This window comes from Actinoallomurus sp. NPDC050550 (assembly GCF_040655075.1).
Taxonomy (GTDB): Bacteria; Actinomycetota; Actinomycetes; order Streptosporangiales; family Streptosporangiaceae; genus Actinoallomurus.
Genome location: NZ_JBFAJC010000084.1, coordinates 14,512 through 38,214, shown reverse-complemented (window position 1 = coordinate 38,214; position 23,703 = coordinate 14,512). Strand labels below are relative to the sequence as shown.

1 protein-coding gene is annotated in these 23,703 nt (G+C 68.0%); it reads left to right on the top strand.

The genetic code is table 11. The features are described from left to right. Positions 1–175: 175 nt before the first annotated feature. Positions 176–23,473, top strand: coding sequence for a hypothetical protein (locus AB0I04_RS51620; RefSeq protein WP_360903135.1), 23,298 nt, complete (start codon positions 176–178; stop codon positions 23,471–23,473). Positions 23,474–23,703: the final 230 nt, after the last annotated feature.

Here is a 23,703-nt window from a genome sequence, read left to right as displayed (position 1 = left end):
GCTGCCGCCCTCGGCGAGGCGGCCCGTCACCGACCACGAGACCAAGCTCACCCACGCGGTGGCGCAAGCACCCGGAACCCCGAGATGGTGGGGGAGGGAAACCCAGCCACCAGAAGAGCTAGATCTGGACCTTGAGCCCACACTCGCCCGCCACGTCTACAAACTGCCGAACTTCGTGAGTTATGAGCAGTCGGTAGACGGCAATGTAGGCTTCTTTATGGAGTTTGCGGCAAAATCTCGCGAGATTTTGGCGCCGGGGGTTCCGGATTATCTCATCAGTGAAGCACTCAAAGATGCCGAGTTTGCGAACCAGTATCCAGAGTTGGAAGCGTATCTATCGCGCCGGGATAAAAGTGTAAATCATGACATAAATACACCTCTGGACAGGTGGTCAGAAAAGGCTCTCATATCTGGATCGCAAGAATACCCCGTACGTGTGCAACTTAGTCACGATCCGACTATCCCGGATAGACTGATTGATGTAGTAGTCGAGAATGTGGTGCTTGCGGTTTCTAGGGTGCAAGCGGCGGGGTTTTTCGTCCCCGACTTCGATGTTTTTATGCCTAAATATGCAAGGTCGTTGCGATTGGAAGTCGTGGAGCCTTTTACCTCCACAGGGCGGCCTCGTGGGCGACTTAAAGTTGCGATAATCAACGACGAAAAAGTGCCTGAAGCTCGCGCCTTTCCTTATCATGGTGCGTTGGGTGTGAACATTCAGTCACCCGGCATTCCTGACGATGAAAGGATGCCGCTTTATTCAGACGTTGGCCCTAGTGTTGTGCCCGGGATGATCGTTGAATATTCTACGGCGATCATCGTTCATGAACTCGGCCATCTACTCCATGATATTCGATACAATCACCCCCTTCTTTCAAATGTTGCAATGCGGGATGCAACGCTACCGGATCTATTTGGATATGTAAGCGAATATGCCCGTCGTGGGGTGACCCCGGCCGAGTTTGTGGCTGAATTTTTCGTCCTCCGGGTTTATGGGCTGGTTCCCGAGGGTGATCCTATTTTTGGGCGATTGGATGAGGTCTATCGGGATTTCGGTGGTCCGATGCCTATACGCGCCCGCACCGGGTTCCCGGATTTGCCGCTCGACGGTCGCAAGAGGCAGCGTCTGATGGCGCTTGTTAATGAGGACCTTCGGCGGCGCGGGCTGCAGGGCGTGGCGACGGAAGGGCATATTGATGCGGTTTACGCCTCGGCTCCTGAAATCCGCCTTCTGGTAATGGAGGAAAAAGCGGGGCGTATCGCTGATGCGTTGCAGCCGGCTCAGAGCGTCGCGCCCATGCCGCCGCAGGTCCCGTCACAAGGCTGGTGGTGGCCTTCCGGGCCCGCGGCTGGAGGGCCGCGGTCGTTGCCGGAGCCTCCAGCGCTGCCGGAGGGGGTGCTGCCTTCTGACGTCGAGTACGGCGATGAACAGGTCCTGTATGACCAGATTCAGTTCCCCGCCGAGAAGGCCGATGAACCGGCGGTGTCCGGGCGCGGGCAGTGGCCGCGGATCAACCGGTCGATCCCGGGAGTCACCGCGCTTCCCGCGATCAGCGCCGAGACCTGGCGCACCCACACGGAACCGGCCGAGCGCGAGGCCGCACAGGCCGATCTGGCCACCTTTACCAGTCGGCAGTATCCGGTCCTGGACCAGCTCAACCCCACTCGCGGCACGCCGAACTACAACCAGGCGGTTCTGGCCGTCGACCGTATGATCAGCGGCGACACCGCGGTACGGATCCCACCCACCAGCATCCGCGGCTTTTACGGCGCGTTTCGGCTCAAAGGCCAACACCAGGGCCAATGGGTCCCGGTGTCAAGCTACGACGACATAATCTCGCGCATCGACAGCGAGCCCGGCAGCCGTGGCGTGGTCTACATCGGTGGCCCCGATAACAGCGCTCACCTGATCAACGTCATCCACTCCAACGATGGGGTGGTCTTCATCGACGGCCAAGCCGGCGCCTTGGCCGCCCTGCGCCCCGACGCAGACAAGATCGGGCTGCTGTTCTATCGCCCCGGAGACCAGCGCCCACCAGCACTCGTCTCCGACCCCAGCGTTACATCCTCCGTCGGGCGACCACCGCTCCCAGGCGGGCTAGAGTCCGCGGCCACGACGGTGCGGAACCCGAAGGCGAGGCCGGCCGGCGGAGCGGCCGTGGCTTCGGTGGCGACGGACACCGGGCCGGTGGAGGATCAGCCATCCGCACCGCCTTCCGGCGATGCGGAGCTGATCCCGGAGGGTCACCGCGGCGAACATCCGCTCGGCGTCGACGAGCACGCCATACGGTCCGCCGACGAGGAGCCGGCCGCCGCCGAGGCGCGCATGGCGGCGGCAGAGGCGTCCGCCACGAGTCCCCTCACGACACCGGAGGAAGCGCAGGCCGGAGAGCGCTCGACGACCGCCGGATCCGAGCACGCTCCGGAGCAGCTCGACGCCCGGTACGGCAAGGCGGTCCCGCCCAAGGTCGTGAAGCCGCACGAACTCGACCCGCAGAACTCGGAGCAAGCGCGGCTGAACCCGCTGTGGTTCCGGCTGGAGGACTTCCCGGCGTGGCTGCTCGACGACCGGCCCGATGCGGTCTGGCACTACGTCGTCGACGAGGACGGGCAGATCCGCCTCGGCAGCGAAGAGATAATGTCGGCTCTCCGTGCGGACGAGTGGCGGCGGCTGCACGAAGGCTTTGGGGACGAGGAGTTCTCGCAGGTAGAGCATCTGCAGGACGCCCTCGGCGGCGTGGCGCACCCGACCATCGCGGCGAGCTTTACCGAGGACGGCGCGGCGGTGCCCGGGTCCGCGCGCATCAGCGGCGAGCTGCGGTGGAACGCCGAGGGGCGGCGCTGGGAGGTCAACGACAAGTCCGGCCGGTACATGAGCAAGAAGGTCCGGCCGAACCTCGACCCGCAGGACGCCGCCCGCTGGACTGCCAACGTGGCCGAGGACTTGAGCAGGCACCTCGGCGTCGAGGTCGTCCCGGTGCTGTACAAGCACGCGGCGCAGAAGGCCCCCGAACAGGAGGAGCCGGTCGCTGAGGTTCAGGCGGCCGTGCAGAAGGAGGCCCTCTCCCAGTCGCCGACCGCACTCCCGTCCGAAGAGCCTCTCCCCACGGCACCGGCCAGGCGGGGCTGGAGGAGTTGGACGACGCGGCTGCGTGGGCTCGTCGCGGCATTCAGCGGTGGCCGGCCGTTCCATGGGCCGGCCGCCTTGGTGGCCCACGCACCGCGGCGGGACCGGGTATCGGCTCCCTCGGATTCGCGGGTGCTGCCCGATCCGACGTCAGCGGAGGACGTGACGGAGCCGGACAGGTCCGCGGGAGGGGTCGCGTCCCCGCGTACGGAAACGCGGGAGGCGGGGGACTCTCGTACGGGATCGGGCGAGGCCTCCCGGACCTCGGTCGATGGGCGTGTTCCCGCCAGCGCCCGCACGAATGCGCTGCCGAGCCTGCTTCCCGGCCTGCGTCCGGACGACACGGCGGAGTTCGAACCCGATCGCGTGGTCGAGCTGGGTCTGTCCGGGCGCAGCGTCCGGCTCGACGCGGCCGCCGATGCGGACCTGAACCGGCTGGTGGACGAGTACGCGCAGGCTCTGACGCGGAACGTGGGGGCCGGGGCGTCCGCGCCGGCGGTCCGTATCTCCGTCGGCCGCGGCGCGAGGAACCGGTTGACGCCGGCGTACACGACCGGGGCGGCGATTGAGGAGCTGTTCCTCGACAGGCTGGTGGCCCACCTCAACGACTTGGGTGTGCCCGAGGCCGAGCGGACCGTACGGACGAACGTCGCTTTCGCTGTCCAGATCCTCACCGGCCGGCCCGTCGACCGGGGCCGGGTGCGGGTGGAGACCCGGCTCACGGCCGGCGCGCCACCCGTGCTAGCGGCGCCGCCGGGGGCGGACTCCTCGGCCGCGCCCGCCGGCGCGGGGGACACGCCGCTGCCGCCCTGGTACGCGCGCCACGGCGGGTTCGGCGACGGCGGTGTGTCGTCGATGGCGGAGGTGACACGCGAGTCCGTGCCGTCCGGCGGGCTCGACGCGGGCGTGGATAGGTGGCTCACCGCCGTCACCGCCGGGAGGAGGGCGTCGACGGCCACGGAGGTGCGGAAGCGGATCATCGCAGTGCTGCGGGATGAGAATCCCCGGGCGTGGGAGCGGCTGCTGCGCCACGGCAAGCTGATCCTCGTAGGCGGCATGCGGGTGAAGCTGACCTTCTCCGCCGAGGAGCTGGACCACGCGCCGCCGAGCAAGGAGCCGGCCGACCCCGACCGCCAGGACTTCTTCAGCAAGTACGGCGACACCTCGTACAAAGAGGGCGAGTCGCGCCAGCACCAGAACGCCGGTGCCGGCGGGGTGGAGCCGTTGCTGTTCCTCGCGGCGGCGGCGCACGGCGGCGTGTCGCACGTGTCGCCGTCGGTGAAGGTCGGGACGGAGAGCGGCTACTCTTCCGGGCGCAGCATCGCGATGGAGGTGCAGGCCGGGAACCGGGTCATCGCGAACGCGACCCACGCCTTCACCGCGCGGATCCGGGTCGCGGCGACGGTGAACCGCGTGGCGAAGGGTGACCTCGTGCTGCCCGGCCGGGCGCGGCTGGAGTTCCCGACGGTGTACTCCTCTCCCGCCGAGGTGCCGGCCGCCGAGGAGCGGCCTGGTGAGGGCGGGCATCCGACCGTGCGGGTGGTAGAGCCGACGGTGCTGCAGGGGCTGGACCACGCGGTCAACGCCGCAGCGCCCACAGAGCTGCTGGACGCGGTGACCAAGGCGCTGGAGGAGCTCGGGCTGCAGGCAAAGGCCGTGGACGAGATCCGCCAGGAGATCGCCGAGGAGTACCTGAACGAGAAGACGCTGAAGGACCGTAGCCAGTGGTGGCTGACCGACAGCTGGGTGTCGGGCCTGCTGAGCGTGAAGCTGTCCCGCCGGTCGTCGTTCAACGGGCATCTGGAGATCAGCGCCCGGCCGCACACGGTGCGCTATGTGACGACGACCGAGCAGGAGGTGCTGATCCGCAACGACATCGCGGACACGGCGATGTTCCGCGACGGCGGCGAGCACGAGAGTTCGGCGAGCGTCACGCCGGGGGTCGCGCTGGGCGTCGAGATCGGCGACCACTTGGCCACGCCCAGCGTCGACCTGCCGAAGGTGTCCTCGGCGCGTGGCTACGGACACACCGTCGGCGCGCAAGGCCAGGCCAAGAACGCGACCATGCGGAAGGACCGCCTGGTCCGCTACCGGACCGAGTTCCTCATGACGGTCACCCTCCGGTCCGACAAGGGCGAGGTGAACGTCACCCGGCCGGTTCTCGGTGAGCTCGGTATCGGCCACGAGCACGCGAAAGAGTTCGAACGCCGGGCCCTCGGCGGGAAGCCCACCGGTTCCGGGCTCGTGGCCGACGGCGAGTTCGAGGTACCCGCCTCTCCGCCGGAGCGGGCGCCCGAGCTGCCGCCGCGGCCCCCGCGCGGGTTCGCCCAGTGGCTCAGGGACAGGTTCGGCGGAAGCACTCCGCCCGCGCCGTTCCCGCAGGGCGGCGTGCGCGGCGTCGCCGACCTGCTCCGGTTGGCCGACCGCGGGCCGATCGAGATCGCCCTGCCCCCGAAGTACCACGACGGCCTGGCGCCCACCGGGCTGCCGTGGTCGGCCGGCTGGCGCAAACTGCTCCTCGGGTACGGCGACGTCACCTGGGTCCTGATGGACGAGGAGAGCTCGAAACTCGTCTGGCGGGACGACGCCGCCGGCCACAACGCGTCCTGGCGGTACGTCGTGGACGATGAGGCCGGGGTCATAGGCGCCATCTTCATGGGGGCACCGCGGGAGGGCGTCCGGGCGCCGCGCGGGTATGTGCCCAACCCCGCCGCCGTGTCGCCATCGGCTGAGGCGGGGAGCCAGGAGGAGGACGCGGCCCGGGCCGAGTCCCCGTCGGCGCGGGAGGAGACCGGGCGCGGGAACGAGCTGGACCAGGCGCTGCGGGCGGCTGGAATGGACGTCGTCGCCGACTTCATCGCGGGCGGCGGCGTGCCGCAGGTCCAGCTCAGCGACGCGTTGAACCGGCGGCTGGACAAGGCACGATCGGACGATTCGCTGGCGGGGGCCGTCGCCATGCTGCGGGCGAGGCCCTGGATCCACATGGTGGCCGCGGATGGCCGGCGACTCGCGACCGAGGATGCCGGGGATGGCCGCGAGGCGGCCGAACCGGCGGAGCGGCCCGATCACGGCGTCGACGTGCCGCCGGAGCGGCGGTTCGTCATCGACGGGGAAGGCACCGCGCATGGCCCGCTGCGGCCGTGGCGTCATGAGGTGCACCCGCGCGAGCCGAGGGCACTGGCCGCCCGGAAGGGCCTGGGACGCGGCATCGTGCGCGAGACGCCCGGTCTGGAACAGGCGTACCCGGAGGCGCAGAAGGCGCTGGAGCACCAGATGCGCTCGGCCGGTGTCGCGGACAAGTTCTCGGAGGTCGAGCGGCAGCACCTGGCCCGGGTGCTGGCGATGAAGTTCGGGGTGCCGGGGCTGCGCGGCGCCTACCCGAACCTGATCGACGGTGGCGTCGCCCACGAGGTCGAGGTTGGTGGCTACAAGTTCACCGCCGCGCTGGACGCCGAGCTGCGCGAGCTGCGCCGGGAACCGGTGGCCGAGCGTGGTGTCACGTTGGACTCCCAGCGCAAGAACGCCGCGGCGGTGGACGTCGAGGAGAAGCGCGGCCTGACACTCGGCGCCGGCGCCGACTTCCGGTTCCGGGCCAGGCTGGCCCACCTGTTCAAGCTGGACATCAACGCGTTCAAGGCGGACTACAAGCGTTCCTGGGTGCACAAGGTCATCAACAGCACGGGGGTCAAGGAGTACCGTCGCGACCGGACCGCCGGAGGCGTCACCCGGTTCGAGTACGAGACCGCCTACACGCTGACGGTCACGACCCGGCGGGGGTTCGAGGGCGTGGTCGCGGCCCAGGTACGGGAGCTGTCCGGGGACGGGTACTGGACCGCGGTCACCGTGTCCGACGCGCACTTGCCGGACACGCCGGTGCCCGCCGACGAGCTGCTCGAGCTCGGCCGGGTCACGGTGGAGAAAGGTCCGCTGGATGAGGAGGGTGTCCGGCGGCTGGCCGCCCGACCGGGGCTGGACACAGGCGAGCAGTTCGATCTGACGAAGGAGGGGCTGTCCGGCATCCAGGTCGGTCTCATCGGCGTCAGTGAGGTCTCGACACAGCTCGCGGAGATGGTGGCTCGGCCCAACCAGGTGTCGTGGGCGGGCGGTGCGAAGGCGGACGCGTTCCAGCAAGTGCTCGCGAAGATCGTGCCGTCCGGTGGCAGGTACGGCGTGGCCGAGCGGATCCTGCGTGCCGGCACGCAGACGTTCCTGGAGGCGAACGTCCGGACCGCCATGAGCGAGCGGGGCCTGCTGATTCCGCTGCCGCGGACCGCCGACGGATGGCAGCAGGAGGCCCGCGTCCGGGCGCGGCCTTTCAACGCCCGCCACGAGAAGACGGTCAAGGGCGGCACCCTCGAGCAGTACACCGAGGCCGACCTTCGCTTCGGCGAGGAGAACGACGTCACCGACACGGTCCACGTCGCCGGCGGCCTCAGCGGGGTCGGGCGGATCGGCGGGACCCCGGCTGCGGAGGGCGAACATACGACCAGCAATAAGGCGGCGAGCCAGATCTCGGGCGGCCTCACCGGGGGCGGTGGCGCGTCGTGGGCGCGGCACCGCGGTGAGCTGGGCGGCGGCCTGGACCTCAATCTGGGCACCTACAGCGGGGACAGCGAGCTGGTCGGCGCTGACCTGGTGTACACGATCGAGTACCGGCGCTGGCGCCGCCGGCGCGGGTTCCCGGAGCGGCCCAAGGACAAGGTGCTGCGCAAGAAGCGGCGCGGTACACCCACGCCGCTGTCGTACACGGTCGCCCGGCACGTGAAGATCGACCGTGGCATGGAGATCCTCGTGCCGTACGTGCGCGCGGCCGACCACGGCCTGCCCGTCCCGGCCCGCGACGACTTGCCCGTCAAGCGGGGCGAGCGGCACTACGTGGACGAGAACCTCGCGCTGGCCGTAGCGCACGTGGAGAACATCGACGCGGACAAGGTGCTCGGCGCCATCACCGCGATCCTCGGCCTGGGCGCCGATCCGGAACTCTTGCGCGCGGTCGAGACGGCGTTCTCCGAAGAGGCGATCCGCGCCCAGTACGGCATCGCGCGGCGGGGCGGCATCCGCCAGGTCTTCAATGTCCCGGCCAAGCACTGGATGGACTACGGCGCGTGGAGCCACATGGGCCTGTCTCCGCGGACGACGGGCACCGTGCATACCGGGATCCGCGTCACGGCCCGGGAGGAGCAGGTCGCGTACCGGCGGCCCCGGCCTGACGTCAAGGTGACGACCGGCGGGCAGGGCTTCAAGCAGGAAGGCCAGGCCAGCAGCGGCGGCCGCTCTCGCTGGTTCTCGGCCTTCGTGCACGGCCGGTGGGCGAGCGCGCCGTACGGCCTGCGGCCGGCCGGTGGGCTGAGCGTCGGCTATGAGTACAGCGGCCGGTCGAAGGTGGGCAGGACCACCGTCGAGCGCGACATCCGGCGCGCCACCGCGCAGGACACCACCCAGGAGACCGCCCAGGAGTTCACGCACACGCTCAGGTGGGACATCGAGGTCTTCCACCGGTACACGCCGGATGAGCTCACCCGCCGGGCTGGGCAGGTGCTTGCCGCCGCGCCTTTTTTGGTCGAGGTGCTGACCCGGGGCGAGAGCCGCCGGATGTGGCAGCGCCTGTTCCCGCCCGACCACCCCTCGGCGGCGACGAGAGAGGTGCCCGGCGGGGCGGCGGTCCTCGTGCCGACCCACCTCACCACGACGATGGCCCGGCCGCCCGCGGCCGCCGGTGCGACGTCACCTGCGGCGCCCGCACCGGTCGTCGCGCGCACACCGGCGCCGGCCCCCTCGGCGCTGGCGACGGCCCTGGGCGAGCACGTGCAGGCGCTGTCGATGCCGGGCACCGAGACGCTGCCGCCGTGGGCACAGCTCGCGGCGGTCCCGTGGCGCCGCGTCGACCAGCGGGCGGTGGCGCGCGGCGTCGAGCCGATCGTGGCGGAGTTCGCGCCCGGCACCCAGAACGGACTCACCCTCGACCTCGCCCTGAACGAGCGAAACCTGCGCGCCAACATCGCCGCGCTGCTGGCCGGCACGTACCGCATCCCGCTTATGAACGGCAAGCACCTGACCGTGCAGCTCGTGCCGGCCCGGGCGCGGCGGCTGGAGCTGGAGCAGGAGCAGGCGAGGTTCACCGTGCTCAACTTCCCCGAGCACGCCGCCGAGCCGGAACGCGCGCACGAGGAGCACCGGAGCTGGAGCGCCGGCGCCGAGTTCGACTTCGGCCATGCGGTCGGCCGGCCGCTGGAGGAGGGCGCGGAGCACCCGCTGCTGGATCCCGGAGGCACTGCCGACCGGGGCGGCAAGACGACTCGCGTCAAGCAGAACTCGACCGGCGACTACGTCGAGTCCAACCGCCAGCGCACCGGCGACTTCGACTACTACGTCTTCGAAGCCGAGTACCACATCACCGGCCCACACGGCCATCGCGTCGTCGTCGCGATCCCCGACGGCCTGGTCGGCATGCTGCCGGCCACCGTCGTGGCGCGGCTCCTCGCCGAGAACCCGAACCTGCTGCTGGACCAGCCTCCGCTCGGCGACGAGCCCGGCACGCCGCCCGTGACCCCGGCGGCCATCGCTGCGCTGCCCGGCCCGTCTGACAACGGTCTTCCGCAGCCGGTGATCGGGTCGGCAGGTCTCGCCCACAGCGCCCACCAGACGCCCGCCGTACCAGCCGCCCACGAGGCCGGCCCGCACTCGGTCGATGACGCCAGCGCGAGCCTGGAGGACCGGCTCGTCGACATGCTTCCGCCGTACGACGGAACCGCGGCCGACTGCGTCAGCCGCCTGGAAACAGTGCGCGAGGGTCTCTTCGGCCGCCCGGCGGTGGTGCGGGACGATGCGGCGCTGGAGTCGGGGCGGCCCCAGGACGCCCTCGCCGCCGCGCTGGGCGGTGACTGGCGGCTCGTGGACGACTCGCTCGCCGATGTCGCCGACCTCATCGGCGACATCGGACCCGGGGCGGCGGCGTTCGTGCTCACGTCACCGCCCGGAGAGCACCATCCAAGCCACGGGTTCGTCCTGCTGAACCACGATGGTCACGTGTTCCGGGTCGAGACCCAGGCCGCTGCCGGAAGCAGGGTCAGGCCGATCACGGATGTGCCGTCCAGGCCCGTGATCGGTGCCAGGGCGATCGTGGTCGATGCCTCGGGCCGGGCGGTGGTTCCGGACCAGGCCGTGCCGGCGGCGAGGAGCATGGTGAACGTGCTTCTCGATCCGTCGCGTGACCTCAAGTACGGGCGCGTGGGCGTTGAGCTGGAGACACATTTCTTCGTCCACCGGGAAGACGGCCGGCCCATCGGGAGGGAAGACATTGAACTGGTGGAGGATCCGGATGCCGGCGTCGCCCTGAGGACCGACACATGGAAGGTGCTGGTCGCCGGCGATCGCTACTTCTCGAGTTGGGAGGAGGCGGAAGCATCCGGCCTACAGCCGGTGGCGATGAGATCCGTCAAGGTCGTGGAGATAATCACCTATCCGGCGGGCATCATCGACGGGGAGGAGGACGACCGGTGGAGCATCGCCGAAATGATGCAAAGTGTCCGCCGCACGGTGGAGACGCTTCAACGGGCGGAGGCCCACGGAGGCCGTCCGAAGGTGACCGACCATGGCACCCCGCTGATGCAACTTTTCCCGGAAAACGGTCGGCGGGTGTACGACGCGGATGGGCCGGACATCACCATCCTCAGAGCACCCTCGGAACGCGGCGTATTCCAGCCGCAGATCACGGTCGGGATTCCGCTGACGAGCGTTCCGAATTTCTTCCAACTGATCACCGAATACCATCGCTCGGAGCCGCTGCGGGCGTATTACGAGGACGCCCTGGACATCGGCGCGGACGTCAGAAGCCGATTCACCGCGAGGCTCGTCGGCGGCCCCATCGACGGGTTCGCGGTTCCCGCGATGGACCACGTGCCGGGTGTCGCCGCGGTCCGTGCGGCCATGGTGATCTTGGTGACCCACGTGATGGCCGAGATCGATGTCCAGGTGACCGGCGCGAGGGCCAAGAATAAGGTGCTCGGTGCACTCCGGACCTCATTCTCCGCGATACGCGAATCGCTACCCGCCAAGGCCAAGGAGTTCCTCGAGGCCGACGCCGAGCACATCAAGGCCAGTCTGAGGAAGACCATCTGGCGCCGATTCGGTCACCAGATAGAGGGCCTGGTCAAGGCGCGCGACCCTAGGCATCGCGATGTCTTCACGCTCGGGCTGGACAACGAGGACGGCGTCACTGTGGGCGACTACGTGGACAGCATGCTGTTGCCGCCGGATCTTCGGCGCGTCCATGTGGATCAGAGCCAAGCTATGAACGTGCTCACTAGTTTCGAATCGCTCGACGACAACGAGGGCCGGCTGAGCAACCCGCTGGTCCTGGTCGAGTGGCGGTACCTCGGTAATCTGTTGATGACGATGAACGAAGTCGAGTCGCGTCTCGGGGTCGTCGCCGATTTCGCTAAGAACGCCTATGAGACGGCATCCAAGATCCGTCTTAACGACACAGATCTGAATGGCCGACGGCATGTCCGCGCGCTGACGAAGGCGCTCAGGTCCCTTGGCGCGAGTCCGCTCGGCTCGGACCTGGTGTCGGATGTCCGCCGCGTCCTCGGCTCCACCGTCGCGCAGGGACTCGAGCCGCTCCGCCGGCCGATCAGCCGGGGCGGGGTCACCAGCAATCGGATCGCGGACGCCGTACTCGCCCTGCACGACTTTGACCGCGGTGAGCGGCCGGCGATTGAGCTGCGGAGAGCGATGGAAGCGGTACGGGACACCGTGCGCGCCCATCTCGCCGGGCAGGGGGAGAGCACCGAAAGCGCTGACCGGCGCGCCTTCTTCCGCAGCGTCGATCGCATCATCGGCGGGCTGCGTCAACAGGAGAACAACTTGGGGGTGTCGCGGACGCCGGTGAGGTCTGCCCCGGCTCCCGCGGCGGCCGGGCCGAGCGCCAGTGTGATACCGCAGGTGACGAGCGTGCAACCCGCCTGGGACGCGCTCACGCAGGCGGTCAGCTGGGAGTACAGCCGTAGGGCGGGATCGAACGTCATGGTCGCCCGCGAGACGGTCATGTCCCGCTACTACCAACTGCCGGCTTGGCTCCAGAACGCGCCGACACCGACGCTGGCGGGGCGGATTGCCGATCTCATGACCACGGGCAGAGTGTCGGGGCTTCGTGGCGGGGGTGGGGTTGCGGCGCTGGGTGGTGCGGAGGCTGGGGAGAGTGGTGTCGGGGCGTGGGAGCCGGGGCCTGGTGGTGTCCGGGAGATGGCTGCCGAGGCGCTGGGTGGTAAGGGGAAGCAGCGTGATGGCTGGCACACGCTCGTGCGGGGGGCGACGGGCCGGGAGGGGACGCATCGGTACGAGGTCAGCGATGCCGGTTGGGTGGAGTTGCCGGGTGGGGAGCGGTTGTCGCCGGATGGCTGGGCGCGGTACGGCGGCGGTTTCGTGCATGTTGCCACGGGTGTGTATCTGCGGGGTGAGGACGGCCGGATCGAGCGGTTCGCCGGCTGGGAGGGGCTGCGCGCGAGCCTGGATGAGGGCGCGCTGGTGGCGTACACGATGTCGGCCGATGGTTCACACGTCTACCTGACGCCCATCGGTGGCGGGCAGGCGTTCGGGCTGCCGCTCGTCGAGCCGCAGTCGGAAGGCCCCGCCGAGGGCGCCCACCCGACGCCCGCCGGCACGACGGCGGAACCGGTACCACCGCCCGCTCAGGCGCGGTCTTCGACGCAGGACGTTCGGAGCGAGAGCCGGCGGTCGGACCCGGCGTCCGCCGTCCCGGTGGAGCCCTCGTCTGTCGGCGTTGCCGACAGTGCGTACGCGGCGCTGTCCGGGGGGAATGGTGTACGGGCGGGGATGGTGGTGACGGATCATCTGGTCAGCGATGTCAACTCCGAGTTGGGCAAGTTCGGAGAGCGCTGGACCGGTGGGCAGGTCGACCGTGCACGGGTCGAGGAGGCGCTGCGTGCGGTACCGCACGGCGGGCCCACGGACGTCAAGGGGTTGGCCAACGACCTCGCGCACCAGATCGCCTTGGGCGAGGTGCCCAGGCAACGCGGCGGCGCGATCGGGGTGGAGGCGGAGACCGGCCTCGAGGTCGGCGGTCCGGACCCGGGATACGTAGACCTGATCACGACGCCTAATTACCGGCTGGTCATCGACTACTCGCCGCATGGCCCGAACCGTGCTTTCGTGCCGATCGTCGAGGTCGTGCTCAACCCGGCGAACGCCCTGGACGGTGAGACCGGCTGGATGGAGCCCGCAGTCGCGTTCGACACGATCTCATCGGTACTGGACCGGCTGGGGAACGCCCGCCCCGGCACGAGCATCGCGCAGATCTTCGGTGATGTCCCGGGCGTGGTCGTGCACCCGCACGCCAGGACCGCCACGCTCATGGAGGACATCGACCCAGGGCAGCTCTACACCCACTTCACGGTGGGCGTGCCGATGACCGGAGTCCGGAAGTTCCTGAGAACGATCGCCGAGGCTAACGAGAACACCCACCCTTACTGGTCGGCGATGAGGCACGCCCGGAGCGCGCTGGCCTTCGGTGACAAGGTCGCCGCGCGGTTCGCGGATGTGGAAGATATGCGCGCCGAGGCGAGCCGCTTTGTAGACCGGCTCGCGACCCGCCACCCGGACATCGCGACCATCCGCAACTACGCCACCCTGGTGTACACGCAGGTCGCGGCGAAGCTGGATCATCTCACCGGGGGGAGGAACATTCCGAAGAACAATACGCTGGTCGTCTCGCGCGTCGCGCTGTCGGTGATGCGGAAGTCGCTGCCGGGCAAGGTGCGGCAGTTCCTGGAGGACAACGCGGAGTGGATCGGCGCGCGCTTCCAGGGTCGCTATCGGAATGACAACCAGTCCGCGCTGCAGGGAGCGGGGGTGTCGCCGTCGGCCAACCTGCTCGCGAAGTCTTGGCGATACGAGTATGAGGCGCCGCGCACGATCGGGAGGTACCTCGACAACGCGCTGGTCCCGATCCTGGACCGGAGTCGGCTGATCGCCCAGGACGATGCGCTGTGGGTCGGTACCCAACTGCCCAGGATGGACGACAACTTCGGGCGCCGGCCTTGGGACCCGCTGGTCGTGTTGGAAGTCCGCCGTCTCGGCCCCGACTACAAGAGCCTCGTTGAAGTCCAAGCGGACAACGCGTGGCTCCAACAGGTGGCCCGCGATCTGGACCGGGAGTCCGGCATGCTTCGTGGGGCCGGCATCGAGGTGCGGTTCCCGAGTGGGGAGCACCACCGTCGCGAGTCGGGCCAGTCGGCGGCGCTTGATGGTTTTGCGGAGTTCGTGGGTCGGGCGGCTGCTCGGCGGGTCGCGGCCGGGGGCGGGGCTGTCGTCGTGCATATCAATGGTGGTGGCGGCCATTGGGTGTCGGGGAGTTCGACGGGGATTGATCGTGCGGAAGCGGTCAGGGGCGAGCTGAGCCGGAAGGTGGACCGGGAGCTTGCCCTGCGGGGGCTTGCGCAGGATGTGGTCGCGTACGACGTGGGGTCGCGTGGGAGGTTCGGCGGTTCGGGTTATCCGTTCGAGCGGTCTGCGGGGTCTGCGGAGGAGCGGCACCGGCGGGTGCAGGTGTGGGTCGATCCCGGCACCGAGCCAGCATCTGCGACGGCCGGGCCGGGCACCACTTTGATACCGCGGTCTGTTGCCTGGGCGAATGAGCTCACGCGGGAGGTCAATTCGGTACTCGCGGCCCGGGCGCGGCCGGGCGGTACGGCTGAGCGCTTGGCTGCTGAGAACGTCCTTTTCTACTACGACCGGCTGCCGTCTGGGGTCTGGAACGCGCCGATATCGATCCTCGCGGGGCGGATTGCCGATCTCATGACCACGGGCAGAGTGTCGGGGCTTCGTGGCGGGGGTGGGGTTGCGGCGCTGGGTGGTGCGGAGGCTGGGGAGAGTGGTGTCGGGGCGTGGGAGCCGGGGCCTGGTGGTGTCCGGGAGATGGCTGCCGAGGCGCTGGGTGGTAAGGGGAAGCAGCGTGATGGCTGGCACACGCTCGTGCGGGGGGCGTCGGGCCGGGAGGGGACGCATCGGTACGAGGTCAGCGATGCCGGTTGGGTGGAGTTGCCGGGTGGGGAGCGGTTGTCGCCGGATGGCTGGGCGCGGTACGGCGGCGGTTTCGTGCATGTTGCCACGGGTGTGTATCTGCGGGGTGAGGACGGCCGGATCGAGCGGTTCGCCGGCTGGGAGGGGCTGCGCGCGAGCCTGGATGAGGGCGCGCTGGTGGCGTACACGATGTCGGCCGATGGTTCACACGTCTACCTGACGCCCATCGGTGGCGGGCAGGCGTTCGGGCTGCCGCTCGTCGAGCCGCAGTCGGAAGGCCCCGCCGAGGGCGCCCACCCGACGCCCGCCGGCACGCCCGCTCCGTCTCCCGCCCCGGCGCCTGATGTCCTGGAACGGGCCGAGCCGTTGTCGGCGGTGCTGCCGGAGGACCTGTGGTGGCGTCTCTACCTGGATCCGAGAGACCACGTGACGGCGCTGCGTAAGTTGCCCGCCGATCCGGGCTTCCTCTACGACACTGAAGACTCGCCCGGTTTCCAACAGGGCATGGTCGATGCGTACCGTGCGATCTTGGACGTGCCGTCGACCACCCGTGTGGATTCGGACGAGTACAAACGCATGCACGACATCGTCACCGCTCATCTACACGAGACATTCGACTGGAGCGGAAAGCAGAGCGATGGGTTCGCTCCGCCGACCGAATTCCCGCTGCGCGGAACCCAGCCGCATGCGGAGGTGCTCACCGAAATGGTGGGCAATCGCCCGCTGCTGGTGATGCCGGTCGAGTACATGGAGCGCCAGACCGATGGCCCCAAGCCAGATCCGGTTGCGATCGTCAATTCCTTCCAGCTCAGCAATGTGATCATCCAGACTGTTTATGCCCAGTCGGAGGTCCCTCGTCTGGTCGACACGGTCCTGAGCCGGTATTACGAGGAGATCGGCGAGGCCCGTACGGATCACGATCGGTTGCGCGCGATCGGCCGGGTGGTGCGGGCTCTCCAGATCATCCACCCGTTCGGTGATGCGAACCGCCGGCTGAACGTCCATGTGCTGCTGCCGAAGTTGCTGTTGGAGCAGGGCTTTCAGCCGGTCGTCGGTTCGGACATGGCCAGGTTGTTCCAGGGTGGTTATTCGACCGAGCAGATCGCGGACGCTCTGCTGGCGGGGCAGCAGGACGATCTGAGGGCGCCGATCGAGGTCTCGCCGGCCGAGGGCGAGGCCGCCGTCCACGAGTCGATCGCGATCCGTGACTGGGTGCTGGGGGTTCTCGCCGAAACCGGCCCGGAGCTGAACGAGCCGGCACTGCGGCTGGCCGTGGCTCTGCAGGAGTTCGACGCCGTCCTCACGGGCGAGTTCGAAGACGATGCGGCCTATGAAGAGGCGTACGGGATCGTTCTGGACGACATCGCTTCGGCGGCCGATGCGGTCATCAATCCGCAAGGGATGGGCGAGCAGGACGTCGTCGATGACCGCGGTGTGGACTCTGGCGATGGCGTCTCCTCCGCGGCGTCGGCTGATACGGCCGGTTCGATGCCGGCATCGGCGGCCCAGGACGGTCCGGTGACCGTGGTCGACGCGGCGCTGCGGCTGGTGGGAGGTCTGCGCTGGCGCGGGGCCTCCTCACCGGATTCGGCTTCGGGCTGGTTGGCCGGTGAGACGACCCGTTGGGGTCACCGGAACCACTTCGCACGGTGGATCCGCGACATCGGTCCGGAGCCGAACGAGTGGTCGACGATGGACGGCTGGGAGGCCGTGCTGTTCGCGGCCTACCGTGCGGGAGCCGTCGACAAGGCATGGCTGCAACGGATCCACATGGAGGCCGCCCAGGCGGCATCCGCGGCTGTCGCCGACGCGACCAGGAGGAATCCGCGCGGTGATCTGGACGGTGGTCATCTGGCGCGTAACGCCGACGGCGAGGCCGTCTACCAAGCCGAGCTGATGAGGCGGTTCTACCGGGACGACCTGGTGGAGTACGACATCGATAGCCCGGAGCGGCCGGTCATCCCGGCGGGTCACTGGATCTTCTTCAACGGCCCCAACCATGTCGGGATGAGTCTGGGCACCCGCGACGAGCAGGGCCGTCAACAAATGCTCAGCCTATGGACGTTCCCGTCCTACATCCCTGAAGGTCCCGTAAACCAGACCTACACCTACGGGTATCTGCAGGTGACGTCCGTTGAAGGGCTGATCGAAAGCGGCGGCTTGGCGGGTCAGCGGGTCGAGTACGCGACGCCGGTATGGGAGCCGTCTGCCGCCTCCGGCGCGTCGGAGGCGTCGGCGCCCGCGCAGCCCGTGGCCGAAGCATCGGTGCCGTCCGCCCCACTCGATGACGTGGATGCGTCGGGAGCCACGCGGGAGGCCACACCGGTTCGAGGGCTGCCCGCAGGCCTCGCCCTTTCCGGCAGCTTCGGTGAGGCGGGGCGGATCGGCAATCTGGAAGATGTGATCGCTCACCTGGAAACGGTGCTGAGCGAGGCCGTAGCACTCGGGGACCATCCCGAAGAGATCGTAGGACTCGCCCTGAAAGGCTTGTCCGAGACTCACGAGGCAGTGGGGGACCAGGAGTGGGGGGACTGGCTCGTACACGGCGGGGACGAGGTCATCGTTACGGTGCCCAACGGGCGACGCTACCAGGTGAAGGTCGAACTGGCGCTGCCGAGTGAGGGCGTGCGTGAGACCGACCGGGTGATCGGGACGGGCTACCCGAACGAGGGGGAGAAGTGGGCGAAGGCATGGGACGGGGAGGCCGAAGTCCGCGCCGGCTCTTCCCGGGACTGGTCGGTCACCTGGAGCGCAGGTGTGTCGACCGCGCCTGTCTCCTCACTGTTGGGCCTGCACTTCGTCCCTGGGTTCAAGGTGAGCGCCGGGAAAGCTCGGAGTCACGGCGTCGGGCAAATGTCGATCGTCATCGGACGGCGGACGACTCCGACAGGAGACGCGGTCTGGTTCAACTACCCGGACGCCCGGCTGAGGGCGACGGTCCGTCCATACCTGGCGGCCCGGACCGAGACGGTGCGTACGGTGCATTCCGAACCGTTGGCCGTAAAGGTGGGCTTTCCTGATTCGCACGTCCCGTGGGTGCCCTCCGACGGCGACGGCCTGCCGCAGCACCCGCGGCTGGAGCAGCCCATCATGCTTCGTGGGGACGGACCGGGCGACGCCTTGGGGCCGTATGTCGCTCTGGAGTCGATCCGCGGTACGGAGAAGCTCCTGGACCCCCTGCTGGGCTTCATACGAACGCGGCTCGGCGAGGCTGTCATGGAAAGTGGTAGTGACACCTTGCGGGAGATGCGGCTGTTCCTGAGTGAACGGAATCAGCTGCGCCAGTACACCAACCACCTGGGTTTCGGCCATACCTCGCAGGAGTTCAAGTTCCCAGGACTCGACGGCTCGATCGGTCTGGTGCTGCGAGCCGAGGTGACGTCGGTGCGTCGCGTGACAGGCGCGGATGTCGACATGACCACGTGGATCGATCAGCGCATTACCGATTTCTACAGTCACCACATTGATGCGGGTGGAAGTGCGGGGATCGGACTGACGCTGCCCCTCGGTCCGTCATGGATCCTGGGCGGCAAGCTTTCCGGAAATCTCGGCAGTGGCTTCGTCCCCAGCCTGGAAATGTCCCGGGGGACCGTTCGGTGGCAGAAGCTCACGACGGAAGGACTCACCGCCGCCTACGAGCTGGGCGTACGGTTCACTCTGGTGCTGCGTTCCGACCTGCCGCAATTGTCGGGCCAGGTCTCGTTCTCGGAGTCGGGCACTGAGTACGGCCGAGTTCCGCTGGCCGACGTTCCGGCATTTGAAGCGGACCTCCGAGATTCGGGCGCCCCGCGCCCGCTCAGTATCGGCGACCATGATCGCTCCGTCGCACCTCAGCCCGCGGCCAAGGAGCATCCGCACATTCGTGACAACCGTGGTAGTGGCCCCGGGTACATCGAGTTGGACGGACGATCCATCCGTGAGATCCCGGTGACGGTGATGCGTCTCACCGGCGACGCGATCAACGAACGCGGCCTTGACCCGTTGACGCCAATGGAGCAGCACAGGCTTGAACGACAGGTCGCGGTCTACTTTGGCCCGGACGGTATCAACAGCCACGGTGGCCGGGTGATGGCGCCTCGGGGGTATCGCCGCAGGTTGCAACTGCCGAACGGCTACAGTGCGACCGTCACGGTGATCGGCAGGCGCGATTCCAAGCCGCTGTCCACCGGAACCCGCGAGGACCGCCAGGTGAGGGTGTTCCGGGCCGTTCCGCTCGGGGTCACCTCCACGCAACCGTTGACGGCGTTGGTGAATTATGGTGCCAACGCAAACGCCAAGGTTCCCACCGGAACGCTGACCGGTGGCGTCGTCGACGACTTCGGCCTTAAATTCGGATGGCTTGGCACGCGCGGACGAGTCGACGCACTGAGTAACTCGGCCTGGAGCTTCGCTGGAGGAATTCCGACTATCGAAGGGCCCAGCCGATGGTTCGAGTACGAGGTCGAGTTCGAAATCGCGGTCACCATCGACGGTCCGTCGGAGCGTAAGGGGCCGCCGTCCGCCGCCGGCCCGGAAGCCTCCGTCCGGCGGCGGCCTGGCTCTTCGGCCAAGCGGCCCGCCGCCCCGCCTCGGCCGGACGGCGTGGTCATCTCCGGTACTCCGAGAGCGGCCCGGCTTTGGGACTTTATGGCCGATTCACTGCAAACGGCGTCATCTCCTCCCAATCCCGCCAGCGTTACCGATACCATCAAGAAGGGAAGGATCGCGTACTGGGTACCGGAACAGCTCCTGTTCCCCACGCGTGCTGCTGGAACTGACGTTAAGAAAGTCGAAGCCAGTACGGATCCCACAGCCTTCCGGGTGTCGAAGGAGAAACGGGAGCGTCTGCGACCGGGTGACCAGCTGCTCGGCCTGGTAGCGCCGAAGGAGCTTTCCGACGAGCTGTTCTCGATGCTGCGGGACACCGATGCCTTCCCCATTGACGAACTCGATTCGATAGTCAACTGGGTTACAGACTCGGAGCAGCTACTCGGCCTCGTCCAGGACGGCGTGGACGGTGGCTCCAGCCATTCCCTATCGCTACGAGTCAAATCCGGTTTTGGTGATCAATATCTTGTATTGCGCTTGACGGCCGAGACTCAGATATCGAAAACGCAGCCTGGCGATGTGCGCTCCGGCCTGTTTGAAGTCTACGAGTTGACCCCTTCGCTGCAGTACGGACCGCAGAGCGCCGGTGGATCGTCGCTGAGCGTGGACGTCAACTTCGGCTTCGAGAAACGTGCGGAATCCGACGCGGCTTGGTCCCGCGGCCGCGGCTGGACGCGGAAGGCAGCCCAATTGCAGAGGGGGACCGCCGGTCGGGTACGCGCCATCGACGAACCCGTGAATCATGCTCACCGGTTCGCGGACGTCGTCTTCACCTTTGAGGTCGAGCACTGGCGAAACACCCCGTTCGGCCCCTCAGCGAAGATGTGGGATCGCCGCAAGGTCAAAGTCCCAGACGGGCTTGAGTATCTGCGGCGGGTGGTGAACCCGACCGAACGACCGGTCGATGTCCCTGTGATCATCGACCCCCGCCGGTTGCGGATGTTCGGGGTAACGCAGTCGTTGGGTTTCCCGGACCGGGGTGCGGAAATCGACGACCCGGGCCACAATCCGCTCGTGGATGCGGTGCTCGGCCTACTGCGCGACCATGTTCCTGGGCTACGGAAGCGGATACAGGACAACCCGAACTTCGTGCTTCCGTTGTCGGTGCAGGGCCGCTTCGTGCAGCCTCTAGACCAGTTGTTCAGCCCCACGTCACTGCTCGCCTCGGAACCCAGGTTGATGAGCACGGGCTTGCGGCTGACCCCGCTCGGTATCGACTCCCCTTACTACGTGCTGATTAAAGGCATCCGCCAAGAAGATTTCCGATTTGAAGAAACGCGCAGGGAACTGTCGGTTGGAAAGTATGCCAACCCCTTCGACTGGACGATCGAGTCGACCGGCGAGTCGTCGACGAGTGGATCCTCGGTCAATGCCCTTGGCGTAGCCCCCGGCGGGGGCAGGGTCAGCGATGTCGACCCCGCGCTCGGCCTCTCCCAGAGCCGTTCACACGGTACCTCGGCTACCCGCACCGGGGGTGCCAGCAAGTTCGACCTCTACTTGTTCAAGCCCGGCTCCCATGTGTACAAGGGGAAATTGACGCTCGAAGTGTCGCTCCGGCTTGTTCCCCAGGTCCCGTGGTCCGTCAACAGCCTCTTGTTGGGGGTGCCCGGCCGCGGACTTGCCGCTGTTCGCGGCGTCGGGACCGGCAAGACGGCCGGTACCCGTCGGGTCGAGCTGGAGCAGTGGGTCGCCGTTCCGGATGCGCTGTTCAGCCCGTCCGGTGCCATGGCGACGGACATCGGCGAAGACGCCCTCGTTCAGGGCCTGCCGGCCATCGGCTCGCTGTTCCCGCCGCTCCCTCTCGACGAGGACGGCAATGAATTGCGGCCGCTTCACGTCAGCTCCGAGGCGGTACGGGAGCGGGGTGTCGTCCTCGCAAGCATCGACGACGCCGCGATCAGTGAGATGTACCAGCGTTTCCTTATCGCGCTGCGGTATTCGGGCCCGAGTTGGTCACCGATCAGGGTCAAGGGACCAGAGTTGCTCGCTGAGTGGGGCACCCAGTCAGAGGAGGCGCTGCGTGATGTGATGTCCTCCGACTTCCTCACCGCATTTTTCGGCGCCATGCTGGACGAGCAGGGATATGGGGCACCTTTGGCTCGCGCTGGAGGTCCGTTCACGGACACTCACGGCCGCATTACCGTGAAGGCAGTGCCGTTCCACGCCAGGGCAATGCAATGGGTGGAACTATCACACGAATTCGAGGAAAACCGCCGGGCCCGGCACGCTAACACCTTCGACATGACCCGCTCCAGCGGGGGTTCCGGAAGCGTGACGGAGACGGCGCTGATATCCCCGTCCCAGTCAGCCGGCCGGACCGCGTCCAAGCACGTCGGAGCCACGGTGATGAACAATAGCCTGGTGGGTGGAGCCACGCTCCTGCACCGTCCCCGCCAGCGCTATCTGCATGTCCGCGCCAGTATCGTCTACGCCGTTACTCTGGATTCGGCCGAACAGCGCGGCAAACTCAAGTATGGCCAGAAGCAAAGGCGTTTCTACTTCCGCCTCGATGACGCCGTCACGCTACTGATCCACCCCGAGCAGCTTAGAAACGAAGAGCTGCGAAGCTCCCTGGACTTGACGCAGCTTTCCGATCCGTTGCCGGATCGGCTTCGTGCCGATGTCGACGCCTTCGGCCTTGAGCCTGAACTGGGTCGTCTGCGAGAGGAGTCCTGGCGGTCGGGTCAGACGTTCGAGAAGGTGGTCTCTGACGAGATCGACCGTCTCCGTGAGCGGCCGGCTTCACCGCCCGCCGAACTGCCGACGACGACCCCGCCAGTACCGACGACGACGGCCCCGCCACCCGTACGAACCGCGCCCGCACCGCCGAAGCCGATCGTCTTGAGCTTCCGCGAGCGCTCCAAGACCCTGGACCGCACCGCGCGCGACGCGGTGAGCGCGGCCGCACAGCGTGCGAGGCAATTCGTCGACGACACCGGCCGTCGCCTGGTGATCACGGTTACGGGGTACGGCAACGGCAGGGAGGGTGACCCCGGTCGTGCAGAACGCACCGGCAAACAGCGAGCCGACGCGGTCAAGGGCCGGCTGGAAAAGCTGCTGCACGAGCTGGGCGCGGTCACGATCGTTAGCGAGTCGGGTGGACGCGGGCCCTCCGCGGTTAAGCGGGACCGCCGGCGGGCGGAGATCGTCTTCGAGGTCGTGCCGCTCACTCCTCTGCCGGGCCTGGTGAGCGAACGTGACCTCGGTGCCGACCCGTCCACAAGCACGCACGCATCCAGGAATCCTTCCAGCACACCGGCGACGTCTGACGAGGACCTGTCACCGGCCCGTGGAACGATGGATCACCAGCGATCGCCGGAGTCCGTGAAGGAACAGCGTCGCCGGGTGCCGGGGCGCCTCGCTGAAAGCCTGTACCAGGAACTGTCTGGGGCGGAATCCGATCCGCCGGTCCGCATCGGCCCGCCCCTCGACGGCCCGCCCGCCGCGGATCGCCGGCATGTGGGCGCCGAGGACACGATCGCAGCCTCCAGCATCGTTCCCCCGCAGAACGGCGCCGGTACGGCGCTGGAGAAGACGGCGTACGGACCGGACATCCAGGACAGCGTCGTGATCGACGACGACGGCGGCGCGTGGCGGGCCAGCTCCCATAGCGATGGACGGTTCTGTGTCGAGGTCGCCACGGTCCGGCTTGCAAGAGGCTCGTTCCCGCACGGCCCGGACGGCTCAAGAGAGGTACGCAGAGGAGTCGACAGTGATCGATGATGTGTTCCCTCGAACGAACATCACCTGTTTGGGCGATGTACCGGTCGCAAGGCACGGTGATGTGCTGTGCGTCCGACGGCGCGAGGCGCCGCCGGCTTCCTGCGTACCGGTCGACCGAAGGACTGAGCATGAGTATGTCGTCTTCGGCGACGCGCGGGCGATGGTCGAACGCCCGGACCGAGGACACCAGCGGCGGAATCATCCCCCACGCGGGCAGGGCGGCTCTGCAA